This window comes from Streptomyces sp. NPDC102270 (genome assembly GCF_044766405.1).
Lineage (GTDB): Bacteria > Actinomycetota > Actinomycetes > Streptomycetales > Streptomycetaceae > Streptomyces.
The window spans coordinates 289,045-305,979 of record NZ_JBIWLX010000006.1 but is presented as its reverse complement, the minus strand read 5'-3'; the positions used below and the strand labels follow the sequence as shown (position 1 = coordinate 305,979).

The following is a 16,935-nucleotide window of genomic DNA, read 5'->3' as shown; positions in this document are numbered from 1 at the left end:
CCATCCTGTACAGCTCACTCCAGCCCGTAAACCCTGCGCGCGTTCCCCGCCGCGATGAGCCCCGCCACCCGCTGCGCGTCGGCCAGCGACCAGGCCCCCTCCGTGACCCAGCCGCCCAGCACCCTGGCCAGCGCCTCGCGGAACAGGCGGGCGCCCACCACATGCAGTTCGGGCAGGCTGTGGGCCCCGCTGGAGAAGACGATCTTGCCGAAGGGGGCCAGTTCCAGGATCTCCGCGAGGACGGTCGCCGCGCGGGCGCCGGTGCGCGCGAGGGCGGCGCCGGAGTCGGCGTAGACGTGCGGGAAGACACCGGCGAGATGGGCGGCGTGCCGGTGGTAGGGGTAGCTGTGCAGCAGGACGAGGTCGGTGCCGAGGCCCGCGGTGGCCCGGACGAAGTCGGTGAGCAGGACGGGGTCCGTGCGGTCGATGCGCAGGCCCGGTTCGCCGAGCCCGGCGTGGAGTTGGAGGGGCAGGCCGGAGGCGGCCGCGATCCACAGCAGGTGCCGTAGCAGGACGGGGTCGGACAGCTCGCCGCCCACCCGGCGGCCCGCCAGCCACCGGCCCGCCGCGCCCCGCACCTCTCCGGGACCCGGCGGCTCGGGCGCGAGCGCCAGTCCGTGCCGTACGCCGGCCACCGAGGTGAAGGCGACCGCGCTCGCGGCGGCTCCGTGCACCGACTCTGCGAGGTTGGCGAGGAAGGACTCGACGGTGCCGGAGGTGTCGGCGACCTGTTCGGCGAGGAGTTCCAGGCGCACGATCTCGCGGGCCTCGGCGGCCGCGGCGGAGGCCAGCTCGGTGGGTCCCGTGAGGTCCCCGGGCAGCCCGGTGTCGACCAGATAGGTCGTGATGCCGCTGCCGCGGAGCAGCCTGCGGCCCGCTTCCAGGACGCCCAGTTCACGGCGCCGGGCCAGATAGCGGGCGGGCAGACAGTGCGGTTCCAGGCCGAGCAGGGGCGGGCACCATCGCCGTACGGCGAAACCCGTCTGGGTGTCGAACAGGGTGGTCCCCGGGGCGGGTGGGCCCTCGGTGCGGGCCAGCTGGGCCTCGAAGGTGCCGAGACCCAGCTCCGTCCTCAGTACGCCGTGGCAGTACTGGTCCACGAGGGACGGCGTTTCGATCATCCGGGCTCCCCGTGGCAGGACTGTGCGCTTGCTACAGGTCCTAACGGGTGAACCGGGCGTCAGGTGTTGCTGTCACACACCCCGTGCGAAGCGCGCCGCGGGTTGAGCCGTTTCGCCCACGCTGAGGGACCCCGCCGGCCTTCGCGCGACTGCGGGTCCGTCGTGGCCGACAACGCCCACCCGGCGAAGCCGCACGCCGAGCGCGGCGGCGACACCGTCACCGGCAGCCCGTACCGCATCCGGGTCGTCGACGTGCGCTCCGGAGCACTGACCCGGCTCACCGGGCACCGCGGACAGCACGGCCCGGCGCAGGGCGGTGCCTGGGAGGACTTCGACCCCCTCGCCTCGGTCGCCGCCGCTACAGCCCCGTGCCGTTTCGGGGCGCGTTGATCAGCCGTTGCTCGGGCCGCCGACCTGGATGCCCGCCATCCGGCTCCACTCGTACGGCCCGGTCTTCACCTTCGCGGCGAACTCGCCGTCGAACTCCTCGTGAACGGTGATGCCGGACTTCTCGACGGCCTTCTCGGCGATCTCGTACGAGGGGGCCACCAGGTCGCCCCAGCCGCCGTCCTCGCCGACGAGGACGATCCGGGTGCCGCGCTCGCCGATGTAGGCCAGCTGGCCCTCGGCGCCGCCGTGCTCCTTGGAGAAGGCGCTGATCTGCTTGGCGAGCCGGGCGACCTTGCGCTCGGCCTTCGCGTCTACCTGCTGCGTGTCTGCCATGACCAGGATGCTACCGACGGGTAGAGGGGACGGCGACGTGACCCTCACCTCAGGAAGGGATCGACCGCCACGGCGACGAAGAGGATCGACACATAGGTGATCGACCAGTGGAACAGCCGCATCTCCTTGAGCTTCGCGCCCGTCACCTCGGCCTTGGCCCGGTTCTGCAGGCCGTGCGCCTCCCACAGCCAGAAGCCGCCCGCGAGCAGCGCGACCGCCGTGTAGAACCAGCCGGTGTAGCCGAGCGGCTGCAGCAGCAGCGACACCCCGACCATCACCCAGCTGTAGAGGACGATCTGCCTGGCGACCACCTTGTTGGAGGCGACCACCGGCAGCATCGGCACGCCCACGCGCGCGTAGTCCTCGCGCACCTTCATGGACAGCGGCCAGTAGTGCGGCGGCGTCCAGAAGAACATGACCAGGAAGAGGATGATCGGCGCCCACGCCATGGAGTTCGTGACGGACGACCAGCCGATGAGGACCGGCAGGCAGCCGGCGATGCCGCCCCACACGATGTTCTGCGAGGTACGACGCTTGAGGATCATCGTGTAGACGACGACGTAGAAGAGCAGCGCTCCGAGCGACAGCCAGGCGGACAGCCAGTTGACGGTGAGGCCGAACAACAGCGTCGAGACGACCGCCAGTGTGATGCCGAAGGCCAGGCACTCGCGCGGCGACACCATTCCGGTGACCAGTGGACGCTGCGAGGTGCGGTCCATGAGCGCGTCGATGTCGCGGTCGATGTACATGTTGAGCGCGTTGGCGCCGCCGGCCGAGAGATAGCCGCCGACACAGGTCAGCAGGACCAGCTTCAGGTCCGGCACACCCTGCTGCGCCAGGAACATCACCGGAACGGTGGTGATCAGCAGCAGCTCGATGATCCGGGGCTTGGTCAGCGCCACGAATGCCTTGACACGGGCCCCGAACGGCCGGTGACTCGAGCTCTTGCTCTCCCCCAGCACTCCGGCTGGACGGGATTCGACGGCCGTCACGCACACCCCTACAGAGACATCCCAGCGAGCCTCACCCGTGTGAAGTACCGGTAAAGGCTCGCGCGTACCACGCCACTGTAGACGTTGCCCATACCCGGGCATTCGCGGGGGTCCGGTCGTGTCCGGGGACGGCCCCGGAAGAGCTCGGCGCCACTCTGTTGAGCACTCGTACGAGCGGCTGCGTATTCACTTGCCGAATGCCGGTACGGGCCAGTCGGGAGGCGGATCCCAACCCGGCCCGCCAGTCTGGAATGACTCGAAAAGACGCACGTACTTGCGGGGGTAGGCTCGACAACGGCCGGGCGTCCCGTGCACCGGCATTTCGACATGCGTGACATGTGGAGAGGAGCCCTGACCCAGGGTGAGCACCAAGCCGACCACCACAGACCTCGAGTGGACCGAGTTGGACCAGCGGGCCGTCGACACCGCCCGCGTCCTGGCCGCCGACGCCGTACAGAAGGTCGGTAACGGCCATCCCGGTACGGCGATGAGCCTGGCTCCCGCCGCCTACACCCTCTTCCAGAAGGTGATGCGGCACGACCCGGCCGACCCCGACTGGGTCGGGCGCGACCGCTTCGTGCTGTCCGCCGGCCATTCGTCCCTGACCCTCTACACCCAGCTGTACCTGGCCGGTTTCGGCCTGGAGCTGGACGACCTCAAGGCCTTCCGCACCTGGGGCTCGAAGACCCCGGGCCACCCGGAGTACGGCCACACCAAGGGCGTGGAGACCACCACAGGTCCCCTCGGCCAGGGTGTCGCCAACGCGGTCGGCATGGCGATGGCCGCCCGCTACGAGCGCGGTCTGTTCGACCCGGAGGCGCCCGAGGGCACCTCCCCCTTCGACCACTTCGTCTTCGCCATCGCCGGTGACGGCTGCCTCCAGGAGGGCATCTCCGCCGAAGCCTCCTCGATGGCCGGCCACCAGAAGCTCGGCAACCTGATCCTGCTGTGGGACGACAACCACATCTCGATCGAGGGCGACACCGAGACGGCCGTCTCCGAGGACACGGCTCTGCGCTACGAGGCGTACGGCTGGCACGTCCAGCGTGTCGAGCCGCAGGCCAACGGCGACCTCGACCCGGTCGCGATCTTCGAGGCGATCCAGAAGGCCAAGGCGGTCACCGACCGGCCGTCCTTCATCGCGATGCGCTCGATCATCGCCTGGCCCGCCCCGAACGCCCAGAACACCGAGGCCGCCCACGGCTCGGCGCTCGGCGACGACGAGGTCGCGGCGACCAAGCGGGTGCTGGGCTTCGACCCCGAGCAGTCCTTCGAGGTGTCCGACGAGGTCATCAACCACACCCGGCAGGCGCTGGAGCGGGGCCGCCAGGCGAAGGCCGAGTGGGAGAAGTCCTTCCAGGAGTGGCGGAACAACAACCCCGAGCGCGCGGCCGAGTTCGAGCGCGTCGCCGCGGGTGAGCTGCCCAAGGGCTGGGAGTCGGCGATCCCGGTCTTCGAGCCCGGCAAGGGCGTCGCGACCCGTGCCGCGTCCGGCAAGGTCCTGCAGGCCCTCGGCGCCGTGATCCCCGAGCTGTGGGGCGGCTCCGCCGACCTCGCGGGCTCCAACAACACGACGATCGACAAGAACAGTTCGTTCCTCCCGGCGGACAACCCGCTGCCGGAGGCGGACCCGTACGGCCGCACGATCCACTTCGGTATCCGCGAGCACTCCATGGCCGCGGAGATGAACGGCATCGCGCTGCACGGCAACACCCGTATCTACGGCGGTACGTTCCTCGTCTTCTCCGACTACATGCGCAACTCCGTCCGGCTCTCGGCGTTGATGCACCTGCCGGTGACGTACGTGTGGACGCACGACTCCATCGGTCTGGGCGAGGACGGCCCGACGCACCAGCCGGTCGAGCACCTGGCCTCGCTGCGCGCGATCCCCGGTCTGAACGTGGTCCGCCCTGCGGACGCCAACGAGACCGCGATCGCCTGGCGCGAGATCCTGGGCCGCTGGACCAAGGAGTTCGGCAAGGGTGCCCCGCACGGCCTGGCGCTGACCCGTCAGGGCGTGCCGACGTACGAGCCCAACGAGGAAGCCGCCAAGGGCGGTTACGTCCTGTTCGAGGCCGAAGGGCCCGAAGGGCAGAGCGCGGACCCGCAGGTCATCCTGATCGCCACCGGTTCCGAGGTGCACGTGGCCGTCGAGGCGCGTGAGCAGCTCCAGGCCGACGGTGTGCCGACGCGTGTCGTCTCCATGCCGTGCGTGGAGTGGTTCGAGGAGCAGGACCAGGGGTACCGGGACAGCGTCCTGCTTCCGTCCGTGAGGGCCCGTGTCGCGGTCGAGGCGGGTATCGGTCTGACCTGGCACAAGTACGTCGGGGATGCCGGCCGCATCGTTTCCCTGGAGCACTTCGGTGCTTCCGCGGACGCCAAGGTCCTCTTCCGGGAGTTCGGCTTCACCGGCGAGAACGTGGCCGCGCAGGCACGGGAATCTCTCGCCGCCGCCCAGCGCTGACGCTCACATACGACTTAGGAGATGTAATTCCATGACAGACGCACTCAAGCGCCTCTCCGAGGAAGGCGTGGCGATCTGGCTGGACGACCTGTCGCGCAAGCGGATCACGTCCGGCAACCTCGCCGAGCTGATCGACCAGCAGCACGTCGTGGGCGTCACCACCAACCCCTCGATCTTCCAGAAGGCGATCTCCGAGGGCGACGGTTACGACCAGCAGCTCTCCGACCTGGCCTTCCGCAAGGTGTCCGTCGAAGAGGCCATCCGCATGATCACGACGGCGGACGTCCGGGACGCCGCCGACATCCTGCGCCCGGTCTTCGACGCGACGGGCGGCCAGGACGGCCGGGTGTCCATCGAGGTCGACCCGCGCCTGGCGCACAACCTCAAGGCGACCGTCGCCGAGGCCAAGCAGCTCGCCTGGCTCGTCGACCGCCCCAACACCCTCATCAAGATCCCGGCCACCCAGGCCGGCATCCCCGCGATCACCGAGGTCATCGGCCTCGGAATCAGCGTCAACGTCACGCTGATCTTCTCGCTGGAGCGCTACCGCCTGGTCATGGACGCCTTCCTGGCCGGTCTGGAGAAGGCCAAGGAGCGGGGTCTGGACCTGTCGAAGATCCACTCCGTGGCGTCCTTCTTCGTGTCCCGTGTGGACACCGAGATCGACAAGCGCCTCGACGGGCTCGGCACCGACGAGGCCAAGGCCGCCCGCGGCAAGGCCGGCATCGCCAACGCGCGCCTGGCCTACCAGGCGTACGAGGAGGTCTTCTCGGGCGAGCGCTGGGCGAAGCTGGAGAACGCCGGCGCCAACAAGCAGCGTCCGCTGTGGGCCTCGACCGGCGTCAAGGACCCGGCGTACAAGAAGACCATGTACGTCGAGGAACTGGTCGCGCCGAACACGGTGAACACCATGCCGGAGGCGACGCTGTTCGCCACCGAGGAGCAGGGTGAGATCCGCGGCGACGCCGTCTCGGGCACCTACGAGCAGGCGCGCGCCGACCTCGACGCGCTCGAGAAGCTCGGCATCTCCTACGACGAGGTGGTCCAGCTTCTGGAGGACGAGGGCGTCGAGAAGTTCGAGGCGGCCTGGAACGACCTGCTCAAGTCGACCGAGGCGGAGCTTCAGCGCCTCGCCCCCTCGGAGGGCTGAGATCTTGTCGAGCAGCAACCCGCTGCGTGACCCCGCCGACCGACGGCTCCCGCGTATCGCGGGGCCGTCGGGCCTGGTCATCTTCGGCGTCACGGGCGATTTGTCACGAAAGAAGCTCATGCCCGCCGTGTACGACCTCGCGAACCGGGGTCTGCTGCCGCCGGGCTTCTCACTGGTCGGCTTCGCCCGGCGGGACTGGGAGAACGAGGACTTCGCGGAAGTCGTCCACGACGCCGTCAAGGAACACGCCCGGACGCCGTTCCGCGAGGAGGTCTGGCAGCAGCTCATCCAGGGGATGCGCTTCGTCCAGGGCACGTTCGACGACGACGACTCGTTCGAGCGGCTGCGCGACACCATCGACGAACTCGACAAGGCGCAGGGCACCGGCGGCAACTTCGCCTTCTACCTGTCCGTGCCGCCGTCGGCCTTCCCCGTGGTCATCCAGCAGCTGAAGAAGCACCGGCTGGCCGACCAGTCGAGCGGCTCCTGGCGGCGCGCGGTCATCGAAAAGCCCTTCGGCCACGACCTGAAGTCGGCCGAGGAGCTCAACGCGACCGTCGAGGAGGTCTTCGCCCCGGACCAGGTCTTCCGCATCGACCACTACCTGGGCAAGGAGACCGTCCAGAACATCCTGGCACTGCGCTTCGCCAACACGATGTTCGAGCCGATCTGGAACCGGTCCTTCGTGGACCACGTGCAGATCACCATGGCCGAGGACATCGGCATCGGCGGCCGGGCCGGGTACTACGACGGCATCGGCGCCGCCCGTGACGTCATCCAGAACCACCTGCTCCAGTTGATGGCCCTCACCGCGATGGAGGAGCCCGCCTCCTTCGACGCGGACGCGCTGGCCGCTGAGAAGACCAAGGTGCTCGGCGCGGTGAAGCTGCCGAAGGACCTGGGCCGCAACGCCGTGCGCGGACAGTACGCGGCGGGCTGGCAGGGCGGCGAGAAGGCAGTCGGCTACCTCGAAGAGGACGGCATCGACCCGCAGTCCAAGACCGACACCTACGCGGCCATCAAGGTGGAGATCGACAACCGCCGCTGGGCGGGCGTCCCCTTCTACCTGCGCACCGGCAAGCGGCTCGGCCGCCGGGTCACCGAGATCGCGGTGGTCTTCCAGCGGGCACCGCACTCCCCCTTCGACACGACGGCCACCGAGGAGCTCGGCTCCAACGCGATCGTCATCCGCGTCCAGCCCGACGAGGGCGTCACCGTCCGCTTCGGCTCCAAGGTGCCGGGCACCTCGATGGAGATCCGGGACGTGTCGATGGACTTCGCCTACGGCGAGTCGTTCACGGAGTCCTCTCCCGAGGCGTACGAGCGTCTGATCCTCGACGTCCTGCTCGGCGACTCGAACCTCTTCCCCCGTACGGAGGAGGTCGAGCTGTCCTGGAAGATCCTCGACCCGATCGAGGAGTACTGGGACACGCACGGCAAGCCCGCTCAGTACCCCTCCGGTACCTGGGGCCCGGTCGAGGCGGACGAAATGCTCGCACGAGAGGGACGGAGCTGGCGCCGGCCATGAAGACAGACCTCACGGACACCACGGCCAGCAAGATCAACAAGGCCCTGGTCAAGGCCCGTCGGGCCATCGGCACACCGGCCGTCGGCATGGTGCTCACCCTGGTCATCGTCACCGACGAGGAGAACGCCTACGACGCCCTCAAGGCCGCCAACGACGCCTCCCGCGAGCACCCCTCGCGCACGCTGGTGGTCATCAAGCGGGTGTCGCGGAGTCCTCGTGACCGCACCCAGTCCCGCCTCGACGCCGAGGTGCGGGTGGGCGCGGACGCGGGCACCGGCGAGACCGTGGTGCTGCGGCTGTACGGCGAGGTCGCCGACCACGCCCAGTCGGTCGTCCTTCCGCTGCTGCTGCCGGACGCGCCGGTCGTCGTCTGGTGGCCGGTGGACGCGCCGCTCGACCCGGCCGGGGACCCGCTCGGGGCGCTCGCCCAACGACGGGTCACCGACACGTACGCCTCCGAGCAGCCGGTGCGCGAGCTGACGGCACGCGCCGACGCCTACACACCGGGCGACACCGACCTCTCCTGGACCCGGATCACGCCGTGGCGCTCGATGCTGGCCGCCGCACTCGACCAGGTCATCTGCAAGGTGGAGGCCGTCGAGGTGGAGGGCGAGGAGTTCAACCCGAGCTGCGAGCTGCTGGCGATGTGGCTGGCGGACCGGCTGGACGTGCCGGTGAAGCGGTCGCTGTCGAACGGACCCGGCCTCACGGCGGTCCGCATGCACACGGACAGCGGCCCGATCGTCCTGGACCGTGCCGACGGCTCGCTGGCCACGCTCTCCATCCAGGGGCAGCCGGACCGTGCGGTGGCGCTCAAGCGCCGGGACACGGCCGAGCTGATCGCGGAGGAGCTGCGCAGGCTGGACCCGGACGACACGTATGCCTCCGCGCTGCGGTTCGGGGTGGAACGGCTGAACCCGTCGGCGCCCTTTCCGGAACCTGCTGCCAAAGGAGAACCCGGCTCCGATACCGGCGCGTCCGGCTCCGGAGATTCCGTCTCCGCGGAGCCGGCCGCAGCCGGAGCCTCCGCGGAAGTCGCCGTCAAAGCCCCTGTCGAGGGCCCTGCGAAAGCTTCCGGGCGGGAAGCGGCGCCGTCGGCATCGCTGAAGCCGGTCCCTTCCGGCCTGTCCGGGAAGGCGGCGAAGTGAGCACTCCGCAGCTGGTCGTGCACCACGACAAGGAGCTGATGGCGCAGGCCGCCGCGGCCCGTCTGATCACGAAGATCGTCGACGCGCAGGCCTCCCGGGGCTCGGCGTCGGTGGTCCTCACGGGCGGCCGCAACGGCAACGGCCTGCTCGCCGCCCTCGCCACGGCCCCCGCCCGGGACGCCGTGGACTGGGGCCGCCTGGACCTGTGGTGGGGCGACGAGCGCTTCCTGCCCGAGGGCGACCCGGAACGCAATGACACACAGGCCAGAGAGGCCCTGCTCGACGCCGTACCGCTGGACCCGAAGCGCGTGCACGCCATGCCCGCGTCGGACGGTCCGCACGGGGACGACGTCGAGGCCGCCGCGGCGGCCTACGCCGAGGAGCTGGCCCGCGCGGCCGGCCCCGAGAACCATGGCGCGGTCCCGACCTTCGACGTGCTGATGCTCGGCGTCGGCCCGGACACCCATGTGGCGTCCCTGTTCCCCGAGCTCCCGGCGGTCCGGGAGACGGAACGCACGGTCGTCGGTGTCCACGGGGCCCCGAAGCCCCCGCCGACCCGGATCTCCTTGACCCTGCCCGCGATCCGCGCCGCCCGCGAGGTGTGGCTGCTCGCGGCCGGCGAGGACAAGGCACAGGCCGCGGCGATCGCCCTGTCCGGCGCGGGCGAGATCCAGGCACCGGCGGCGGGCGCACGCGGCCGGGCCCGCACCCTGTGGCTGCTGGACTCGGCGGCGGCCTCCCAGCTGCCGAGGTCGCTGTATCCCCCGGCTTCGTCGTAACACCAGCCCTGCGTACGGCAGTCGACGCCGGGTCTCTCTCAGGAGAGGCCCGGCGCTCCTGTGACGTCCGGGAAGTCGTACGCTCCCCACTCCCCCGGCGCCTTGCGAATCTGCCGGAGCAGGTCGGAGAAGAGCGGCGCGTCGAAGAGCAGGCCGTTGTAGTCGTCCGGGATGCGTTTGTAGTTGATCACTGCGGTCGGTGTGCCCGGGCCTTTGGATTCCTCACTGCCACCGACGCTCTCGTATGCCTCCTCGGAAGCTTTCAGCCGTCCTCGGCCTCCTCGGGCTGGTGGCCGTGGAGCACCTGGTGGTACTCCGCGAACCTGCCCTGCGCCAGCGCCGCCCGCAGCGCGTTGACCGCCTTCTTCGAGCCGCTGCCGCCGAGCCTGTCGTCCAGGAAGGACGCCAGGGTGCACTCGGTCCTGGCCTCGCCCCGCACGGTCGCCTCCCGCAGCTCCGGGCCGGCGCCGGTGGACTCGAACTCCTCGCGGACCGGGCACCGCGGGTCCACGTAGAGATGCACCGTCACCGGGGCGTGCGGGTTGCCCACGGTGATCGTCGTGCCGTCCGGGCCGAGCTTCTCCGGAACGCTCTCCAGACTGCTGTAGGCGTCTTCGAGAGGCGTGCCCCGCTGCCCGCGACCCGCGAGCACCGCCCCCACAAGGGTCGCCGTGAGTGCCACGGCGACCCGTCCCCGCAGAGGGGTGTCCTACTGCCGTCCGCGCAGCTCGCGGTAGGTCGCCACCAGGGCCTTGGTCGAGGCGTCCAGGCCCGGTACCTCGGCGCCCTCGGTGAGTGCCGGTTCGACACGCTTGGCGAGGACCTTGCCGAGTTCGACGCCCCACTGGTCGAAGGAGTCGATGTTCCAGACCGCGCCCTGGACGAACACCTTGTGTTCGTAGAGGGCGATGAGCTGGCCGAGCACGGACGGGGTGAGTTCCTTCGCGAGGATCGTGGTCGTCGGGTGGTTGCCCCGGAACGTCTTGTGCGGAACCAGCTCCTCGGCCACCCCCTCCGCCCGCACCTCGTCCGGCGTCTTGCCGAAGGCCAGCGCCTGGGTCTGGGCGAAGAAGTTCGCCATGAGCAGGTCGTGCTGGGCCTTGAGCCCGCCGGAGAGCTCGGCGACCGGCTCGGCGAAGCCGATGAAGTCCGCCGGGATCAGCTTGGTGCCCTGGTGGATGAGCTGGTAGTAGGCGTGCTGCCCGTTGGTGCCGGGCGTGCCCCACACCACCGGTCCGGTCTGCCACTGAACCGGGTTGCCGTCCCGGTCCACCGACTTGCCGTTGGACTCCATGTCCAGTTGCTGCAGGTAGGCGGTGAACTTGGACAGGTAGTGGGAGTAGGGCAGAACGGCGTGCGACTGCGCGTCGTGGAAGTTGCCGTACCAGATGCCCAACAGGCCGAGCAGCAAAGGCACGTTGGACTCCGCCGGGGCGGTGCGGAAGTGCTCGTCGACGAGGTGGAAGCCGTCGAGCATCTCCCGGAAGCGGTCCGGGCCGATGGCGATCATCAGGGAGAGGCCGATCGCCGAGTCGAAGGAGTAGCGGCCGCCCACCCAGTCCCAGAACTCGAACATGTTGGCGGTGTCGATGCCGAAGTCCGACACCTTCTCGGCGTTGGTAGACAGCGCCACGAAGTGCCGGGCGACGGCTTCCTGACCGGCCTTCAGCTCACCGATCAGCCACTCGCGGGCCGAGGTGGCGTTGGTGATCGTCTCGATCGTGGTGAAGGTCTTGGAGGCGATGACGAACAGCGTCTCCGCGGCGTCCAGGTCGCGGGTGGCCTCGTGCAGATCGGCGCCGTCGACGTTCGACACGAAGCGGACGGTGAGGTCGCGGTCGGTGAAGCCGCGCAGCACCTCGTAGGCCATCGCGGGACCCAGGTCGGAGCCGCCGATGCCGACGTTGACCACGTTCCTGATGCGCTTGCCGGTGTGCCCCGTCCACTCCCCCGAGCGGACGCGCTCGGCGAAGTCACTCATCTTGTCGAGCACGGCGTGCACCGCCGGGACGACGTTCTCCCCGTCGACCTCGATCACCGCGTCGCGCGGGGCCCGCAGAGCGGTGTGCAGCACGGCCCGGTCCTCGGTCGTGTTGATCTTCTCGCCGCGGAACATGGCGTCCCGCAGGCCGAAGACGTCGGTCGCGGCGGCGAGTTCACGCAGCAGCCGCAGCGTCTCGTCGGTGACCAGGTGCTTGGAGTAGTCGACGTACAGGTCACCGACCCGCAGTGTGTACCCGGTGCCGCGCCCGGGGTCGGCGGCGAACAGCTCCCTCAGCCGCACCTCGCCGAGCTCCTCGCGGTGCTCGGCCAGCGCGGTCCATTCGGGTGTCCGGTTGAGCCTGGTACGGCCGTCTGCGTTCATGTCCGACTTCAGCCTTCTTTCGTGCCTGTCCCAGCTGTTCCAACCTAGTTGATCATCGCGGGGCGCGAGCCGTGCCGGCGTCGGCACCCGGCGCAACCACAGGTACGTGCGCGCGGAGCGCGGGTATCAGCGAGGGAAGGCACCGGACGAAGAAGCCGGACGCGAGCAAAGCCCCGGGCTGTGCGCGCGGTGAACCTCGCGGCGGCAGCACAGATCGGTGCCCCCGCGCCCAAGGGCCCGGCCGGGCTCCCTCGTCAGGATCCCGGCCGGCACGTCCCCCACCCTGCCGGCGAACCGAAGACGGCTGTCGCCTGAGCGAGCGGGTCGCGGACCGCGCGCACCTGTCCCACGCGGGTGCCGACCGGCCGCTCACCACTTCCTCGGCCGGGGCCACCAGTTGTGCGGGCGGTCATCTCCGTCGCGTACCCTGCGGTGCCCGCGCCCGCGATCAGGGCATCCACCAGAAGGCCCGGCAGCACGTCACCGAAGGCCGAGAGCACGGCGGCACTCCTCAGCCGCCCGAATCCCCTGACCTCGACCTGACAATCGGCGAGCAGCGGACGTGAAACCGCTCCGGCCAGGCACCCCTCGGTGCCCGGCCGGCTCTCGACTCCTAGATCTCGCCCCGCAGTTTGGCGAGCGCCTCGGCGAGGATCGCCTCGCCGTCCGCGTCGCTGCGCCGCTCCCGTACGTACGCGAGGTGCGTCTTGTACGGCTCGGTGCGCGGCGGGTCCGGCGGGTTGTCCCGGTCCTGTCCGGCGGGAAAGCCGCAGCGCGGGCAGTCCCAGGTATCGGGGACCTGCGCGTCGCTGGCGAAGCTGGGCTGCGTCTCGTGCCCGTTGGAGCACCAGAAGGAGATGCGCAGACGGGGCGCGGACTCGCCCCGCTCGGCTTCGCCCATCGGCCCCGCCCCGACCCGGCTACCTCGGATCGCGTTGCCACTTGCCACGGTCGTAACTCCCCTGCGTGATGGTGCCGCGAAGCGAGTCGACGTGTCGCTTCGTTGCGAGCGCCTCAGTCTACGTAAGGCCCAACGCGCGTCCAGTGATTGGAGTTACAGCTCCCACACCTAGACGCAAGCCCCATGATAGGCCGCGCTCAGGTGCGCGTACCGAACATGGGGCCTTACGTGCGGAATGGACGTGCTGTGTGTGGCGTGACCGCTCAGCTGTTCGTCTTCATGAGGAGACTGAGCACGATGATGCACGCGAACCAGAGCAGACCGACCACGATGGTGATCCGGTCGAGGTTGCGCTCGGCGACCGAGGAACCACCGACGGACGACTGCATGCCGCCACCGAACATGTCGGAGAGGCCGCCGCCCTTGCCCTTGTGCATGAGCACCAGCAGCATCATCAGGCCGCTGAAGATGATCAGGGCGATCGAGAACCCCATAACCACGGCTGGACCAACTCTCTCGGATTCGGGTGAACGACGGGGGCACGGCCTTCAGGGCCATGCCCCCGCAAGGGTACGACGGATCGCCGCTAGGGCCTACTCACTGGTCCCGGAAGCGCACGATCTTGACGAACTCTTCGGCGTCCAGCGAGGCACCGCCGACCAGGGCGCCGTCGATGTCGGCCTGCGCCATGATCTCGGCGACGTTGCCGGACTTGACGGAGCCGCCGTACTGGATGCGGACCTGGTCGGCCAGCTCCTGCGAGTACAGCTCGGCGATCTTGCCGCGGATGGCGGCGCAGACCTCCTGGGCGTCCTCGGCGCCGCAGACCTTGCCGGTGCCGATGGCCCAGACGGGCTCGTAGGCGATGACGACGGACTCGGCCTGCTCGGCCGGGAGGTCCTTGAGGCCGCCCTCGACCTGGGCGAGGGTGTGGGAGACGTGGTTGCCCGCCTCGCGGACGTCCAGCTCCTCACCGACGCACAGGATCGGGGTGAGGCCGTGCTTGTAGGCGGCCTTGACCTTGGCGTTGACGATCTCGTCGGTCTCGGCGTGGTACTGGCGGCGCTCGGAGTGGCCGACCGCCACGTACGTGCACTTCAGCTTGGCCAGCATCGAACCGGAGATCTCGCCGGTGTAGGCGCCCGAGTCGTGCGCCGAGAGGTCCTGGGCGCCGTACTTGATCTTGAGCTTGTCGCCGTCGACCAGGGTCTGCACGGAGCGCAGGTCGGTGAAGGGCGGCAGGACGGCGACCTCGACGGCCTCGTAGTCCTTGTCCGCGAGGGCGAAAGCGAGCTTCTGGACGTGCGCGATGGCCTCGAGGTGGTTGAGGTTCATCTTCCAGTTGCCCGCCATGATCGGCGTGCGAGTGGTCATGCGGGGTCAGTCCTCCAGTGCGGCGAGGCCGGGGAGCGTCTTGCCCTCGAGGTATTCGAGGGAGGCGCCGCCACCGGTCGAGATGTGGCCGAATGCGTTCTCGTCGAAGCCCAGGATGCGGACGGCCGCGGCGGAGTCGCCACCGCCGACGACCGTGAAGGCCGAGGAGTCGAGGAGAGACTGGGCGACCGCCTTGGTGCCCTCGGCGAATTCGGGGTGCTCGAAGACGCCCATCGGGCCGTTCCAGAAGACGGTGGCGGCGTCGGTGATCTTCGAGGCGTACAGCTTGCCGGACGCCGGGCCGATGTCCAGGCCCATCCGGTCGGCCGGGATGGCGTCCGCGGCGACGGTGGTGGCGTCGGCCGGGGCCTTGGTCTTCAGGTCCGGGAACGCGGGGGCGACCACGGCGTCGACCGGCAGGACCAGCTCGACACCGGTCTTCTCGGCGCGCTCGATGTACTCCAGGACCGCCGGGATCTGGTCCTCCTGGAGGAGGGAGGCGCCGACCTCGTGGCCCTTGGCCTTGAGGAAGGTGAAGGCCATGCCGCCGCCGATGAGGATGCGGTCGGCCTTGCCGAGCAGCTGGTCGATGACGGCGAGCTTGTCGGAGACCTTGGCGCCGCCGAGCACGACCACGTAGGGCCGCTGGACCTCGTCGGTGAGCTTCTTCAGGACGCCGACCTCGGTGGCGATGAGGTAGCCGGCGTAGTGCGGCAGCCGGGCCGGGAGGTCGAAGACCGAGGCGTGCTTGCGGTGCACGGCGCCGAAGCCGTCACCTACGTAGACGTCGGCGAGGGCGGCCAGCTGGTCCGCGAAGGCGCCGCGCTCGGCGTCGTCCTTGGAGGTCTCGCCGGCGTTGAAGCGGAGGTTCTCGACGACCGCGACCTGGCCGTCGGCGAGGTCCGCGACCGTGGCGGTGGCCGACTCGCCCACCGTGTCGGTCGCGAAGGCCACGGAGGCGCCCAGGAGTTCACCGAGACGGGCGGCGGCCGGGGCGAGGGAGAAGGCCGGGTCCGGGGCGCCCTTGGGGCGGCCCAGGTGGGAGGCGACGACCACGCGGGCGCCCGCCTCGGCGAGGGCCTTCACGGTCGGCAGGACGGCGCGGATACGGCCGTCGTCGGTGATGGTGGTGCCGTCCAGCGGCACGTTGAGGTCGGCGCGGACGAAGACCCGCTTGCCGGCCACGCCTTCGGCGAGCAGTTCGTCGATCGTCTTCATGAAGGGGACTCCTGAGGAGGGCTCTGGATCGAAGGAAAGCTGATCACGTGAGTCAGGGCTCGGGCAACGCGTCCTCGCGCTGCCCGAGCCCTGCTCACACACCTAGGTGCCTGATCGGTCGATCAGAGCTGGTTGCCGACGAAGACCGTGAGGTCGACGAGGCGGTTGGAGTAGCCCCACTCGTTGTCGTACCAGCCGAGGATCTTCACCGTGTTGCCCTCCTGGACCATGGTCAGGGAGGAGTCGAAGGTGCAGGACGACGGGTCGCCGACGATGTCCGAGGAGACGATCGGGTCCTCGGTGTAGGTCAGGAAGCCCTTGAGGTCGCCGTCGTCGGAGGCCTTCTTGAACGCGGCGTTGACCTCGTCCTTGGTGACCTCGCGCTGCAGCGTCACGACCAGGTCGGTGGCCGAGCCGGTCGGGACCGGGACGCGCATCGCGATGCCGTCCAGCTTGCCCTTGAGCTGCGGGAGCACCAGCGCGGTGGCCTTGGCGGCACCCGTCGTGGTCGGGATGATGTTCTCGGCGGCGGCGCGGGCGCGGCGCAGGTCCGAGTGCGGGAAGTCCAGGATCCGCTGGTCGTTCGTGTACGCGTGCACCGTCGTCATCAGGCCCTTGACGATGCCGAAGTTCTCGTCCAGAACCTTGGCCATCGGCGCCACACAGTTGGTGGTGCAGGAGGCGTTGGAGATGACGTGGTGGTTGGCCGCGTCGTACTTGTCCTGGTTGACGCCCATCACGATGGTGATGTCCTCGTCCTTGGCCGGAGCCGAGATGAGGACCTTCTTGGCGCCGCCGGCGATGTGCTTCTCGGCGTCGGCCTTCTTCGTGAAGATGCCGGTCGACTCGATGACGATGTCGACGCCGAGGTCGCCCCAGGGGATGTCGGCGGGGTTGCGCTCGGACAGCACCTTGATGGTGTGACCGTCGACGGTGATCGTGTCGGCGGTGTGCGACACCTCGGCCTTCAGGCGGCCCAGGATGGTGTCGTACTTGAGCAGGTGAGCGGTGGTCGCGGTGTCACCCAGGTCGTTGACAGCCACGATCTCGATGTCAGCACCCTGCTCCAGCAGCGCGCGGAAGTAGTTACGACCGATGCGGCCAAAGCCGTTGATGCCTACGCGGATCGTCACGAAACCGATCTCCTCGTTGGTACGCCGGGTTCGAATCCG

The 16,935-nt window shown here is 69.5% G+C and carries 17 protein-coding genes; 6 read left to right on the top strand and 11 right to left on the bottom strand.

Features of this window, described 5'->3' with window-relative positions; translation table 11 throughout:
- Positions 1-14 precede the first annotated feature (14 nt).
- Positions 15-1,121, bottom strand: a complete 1,107-nt coding sequence (locus ACIRP7_RS14190; RefSeq protein ID WP_403657941.1) for an amidohydrolase family protein — start codon at positions 1,119-1,121, stop codon at positions 15-17.
- Between the two features lie 162 nt (positions 1,122-1,283).
- Between ACIRP7_RS14190 and ACIRP7_RS14185 the strand changes: the two genes are divergently transcribed.
- Positions 1,284-1,511 (top strand): hypothetical protein, encoded by a 228-nt coding sequence (locus ACIRP7_RS14185; RefSeq protein ID WP_403657938.1) that lies wholly within the window; start codon positions 1,284-1,286, stop codon positions 1,509-1,511.
- Here the strand turns inward: ACIRP7_RS14185 and ACIRP7_RS14180 are convergent, their stop codons facing one another.
- A complete protein-coding gene (locus tag ACIRP7_RS14180) occupies positions 1,512-1,844 on the bottom strand; it encodes a hypothetical protein (RefSeq protein ID WP_403657935.1) in 333 nt (110 codons plus the stop codon).
- Positions 1,845-1,888: 44 nt separating this feature from the next.
- Positions 1,889-2,842, bottom strand: coding sequence for a heme o synthase (locus ACIRP7_RS14175; RefSeq protein ID WP_403657932.1), 954 nt, complete (start codon positions 2,840-2,842; stop codon positions 1,889-1,891).
- A 355-nt stretch (positions 2,843-3,197) separates the two neighbouring features.
- Here ACIRP7_RS14175 and tkt point away from each other — a divergent pair, with 355 nt between their 5' ends.
- The 5 genes from tkt to pgl are packed head-to-tail and all read left to right on the top strand — an operon-like array spanning position 3,198 to position 9,905.
- Positions 3,198-5,300, top strand: coding sequence for a transketolase (gene tkt, locus ACIRP7_RS14170; protein ID WP_403657929.1), 2,103 nt, complete (start codon positions 3,198-3,200; stop codon positions 5,298-5,300).
- Positions 5,301-5,331: 31 nt separating this feature from the next.
- Positions 5,332-6,450: a transaldolase gene (gene tal, locus ACIRP7_RS14165; RefSeq protein ID WP_403657926.1), complete on the top strand. Its 1,119-nt coding sequence runs from the start codon at positions 5,332-5,334 to the stop codon at positions 6,448-6,450.
- 1 nt (position 6,451) lies between these two features.
- On the top strand, positions 6,452-7,978 hold the full coding sequence (gene zwf / locus ACIRP7_RS14160; protein ID WP_403658433.1) for a glucose-6-phosphate dehydrogenase: 1,527 nt from the start codon (positions 6,452-6,454) through the stop codon (positions 7,976-7,978).
- Complete coding sequence (gene opcA / locus ACIRP7_RS14155; RefSeq protein ID WP_403657923.1) at positions 7,975-9,126, top strand: glucose-6-phosphate dehydrogenase assembly protein OpcA; 1,152 nt, start codon at positions 7,975-7,977, stop codon at positions 9,124-9,126. The genes zwf and opcA overlap by 4 nt, the downstream gene beginning before the upstream one ends.
- Positions 9,123-9,905, top strand: coding sequence for a 6-phosphogluconolactonase (gene pgl / locus ACIRP7_RS14150; protein ID WP_403657920.1), 783 nt, complete (start codon positions 9,123-9,125; stop codon positions 9,903-9,905). Before opcA ends, pgl begins: the two co-directional genes overlap by 4 nt.
- A 38-nt stretch (positions 9,906-9,943) precedes the next feature.
- Here pgl and ACIRP7_RS14145 read toward each other — a convergent pair whose 3' ends face one another.
- The 8 genes from ACIRP7_RS14145 to gap all read right to left on the bottom strand — a co-directional run bounded on the left by ACIRP7_RS14145 (position 9,944) and on the right by gap (position 16,896).
- Positions 9,944-10,096, bottom strand: coding sequence for a hypothetical protein (locus tag ACIRP7_RS14145; protein ID WP_403657917.1), 153 nt, complete (start codon positions 10,094-10,096; stop codon positions 9,944-9,946).
- A 71-nt stretch (positions 10,097-10,167) separates the two neighbouring features.
- Entirely contained in the window at positions 10,168-10,587 is a 420-nt protein-coding gene (locus ACIRP7_RS14140; protein ID WP_403657914.1) for a thioredoxin domain-containing protein, read from the bottom strand.
- Between the two features lie 27 nt (positions 10,588-10,614).
- Positions 10,615-12,270, bottom strand: a complete 1,656-nt coding sequence (pgi, locus tag ACIRP7_RS14135) for a glucose-6-phosphate isomerase (protein WP_403657911.1) — start codon at positions 12,268-12,270, stop codon at positions 10,615-10,617.
- Between the two features lie 613 nt (positions 12,271-12,883).
- Complete coding sequence (locus ACIRP7_RS14130; RefSeq protein ID WP_004002138.1) at positions 12,884-13,171, bottom strand: RNA polymerase-binding protein RbpA; 288 nt, start codon at positions 13,169-13,171, stop codon at positions 12,884-12,886.
- Positions 13,172-13,434: 263 nt separating this feature from the next.
- A complete protein-coding gene (secG, locus tag ACIRP7_RS14125) occupies positions 13,435-13,665 on the bottom strand; it encodes a preprotein translocase subunit SecG (protein ID WP_403657908.1) in 231 nt (76 codons plus the stop codon).
- Positions 13,666-13,768: 103 nt separating this feature from the next.
- On the bottom strand, positions 13,769-14,545 hold the full coding sequence (gene tpiA, locus ACIRP7_RS14120) for a triose-phosphate isomerase (protein WP_393604494.1): 777 nt from the start codon (positions 14,543-14,545) through the stop codon (positions 13,769-13,771).
- A 6-nt stretch (positions 14,546-14,551) separates the two neighbouring features.
- On the bottom strand, positions 14,552-15,763 hold the full coding sequence (locus tag ACIRP7_RS14115) for a phosphoglycerate kinase (RefSeq protein ID WP_403657904.1): 1,212 nt from the start codon (positions 15,761-15,763) through the stop codon (positions 14,552-14,554).
- Positions 15,764-15,885: 122 nt separating this feature from the next.
- Positions 15,886-16,896: a type I glyceraldehyde-3-phosphate dehydrogenase gene (gap, locus tag ACIRP7_RS14110; RefSeq protein WP_007381239.1), complete on the bottom strand. Its 1,011-nt coding sequence runs from the start codon at positions 16,894-16,896 to the stop codon at positions 15,886-15,888.
- Between the last annotated feature and the right edge of the window lie 39 nt (positions 16,897-16,935).

Bases quoted from the DNA above. Each gene is read 5' to 3' on its own strand.
- ACIRP7_RS14190 (WP_403657941.1), bottom strand. From the start codon at position 1,121: ATGATCGAAACGCCGTCCCTCGTGGACCAGTACTGCCACGGCGTACTG.
- ACIRP7_RS14180 (WP_403657935.1), bottom strand. From the start codon at position 1,844: ATGGCAGACACGCAGCAGGTAGACGCGAAGGCCGAGCGCAAGGTCGCC.
- tal (WP_403657926.1), top strand. From the start codon at position 5,332: ATGACAGACGCACTCAAGCGCCTCTCCGAGGAAGGCGTGGCGATCTGG.
- opcA (WP_403657923.1), top strand. From the start codon at position 7,975: ATGAAGACAGACCTCACGGACACCACGGCCAGCAAGATCAACAAGGCC.
- pgi (WP_403657911.1), bottom strand. From the start codon at position 12,270: ATGAACGCAGACGGCCGTACCAGGCTCAACCGGACACCCGAATGGACC.
- ACIRP7_RS14130 (WP_004002138.1), bottom strand. From the start codon at position 13,171: ATGGGCGAAGCCGAGCGGGGCGAGTCCGCGCCCCGTCTGCGCATCTCC.
- secG (WP_403657908.1), bottom strand. From the start codon at position 13,665: ATGGGGTTCTCGATCGCCCTGATCATCTTCAGCGGCCTGATGATGCTG.
- tpiA (WP_393604494.1), bottom strand. From the start codon at position 14,545: ATGACCACTCGCACGCCGATCATGGCGGGCAACTGGAAGATGAACCTC.
- ACIRP7_RS14115 (WP_403657904.1), bottom strand. From the start codon at position 15,763: ATGAAGACGATCGACGAACTGCTCGCCGAAGGCGTGGCCGGCAAGCGG.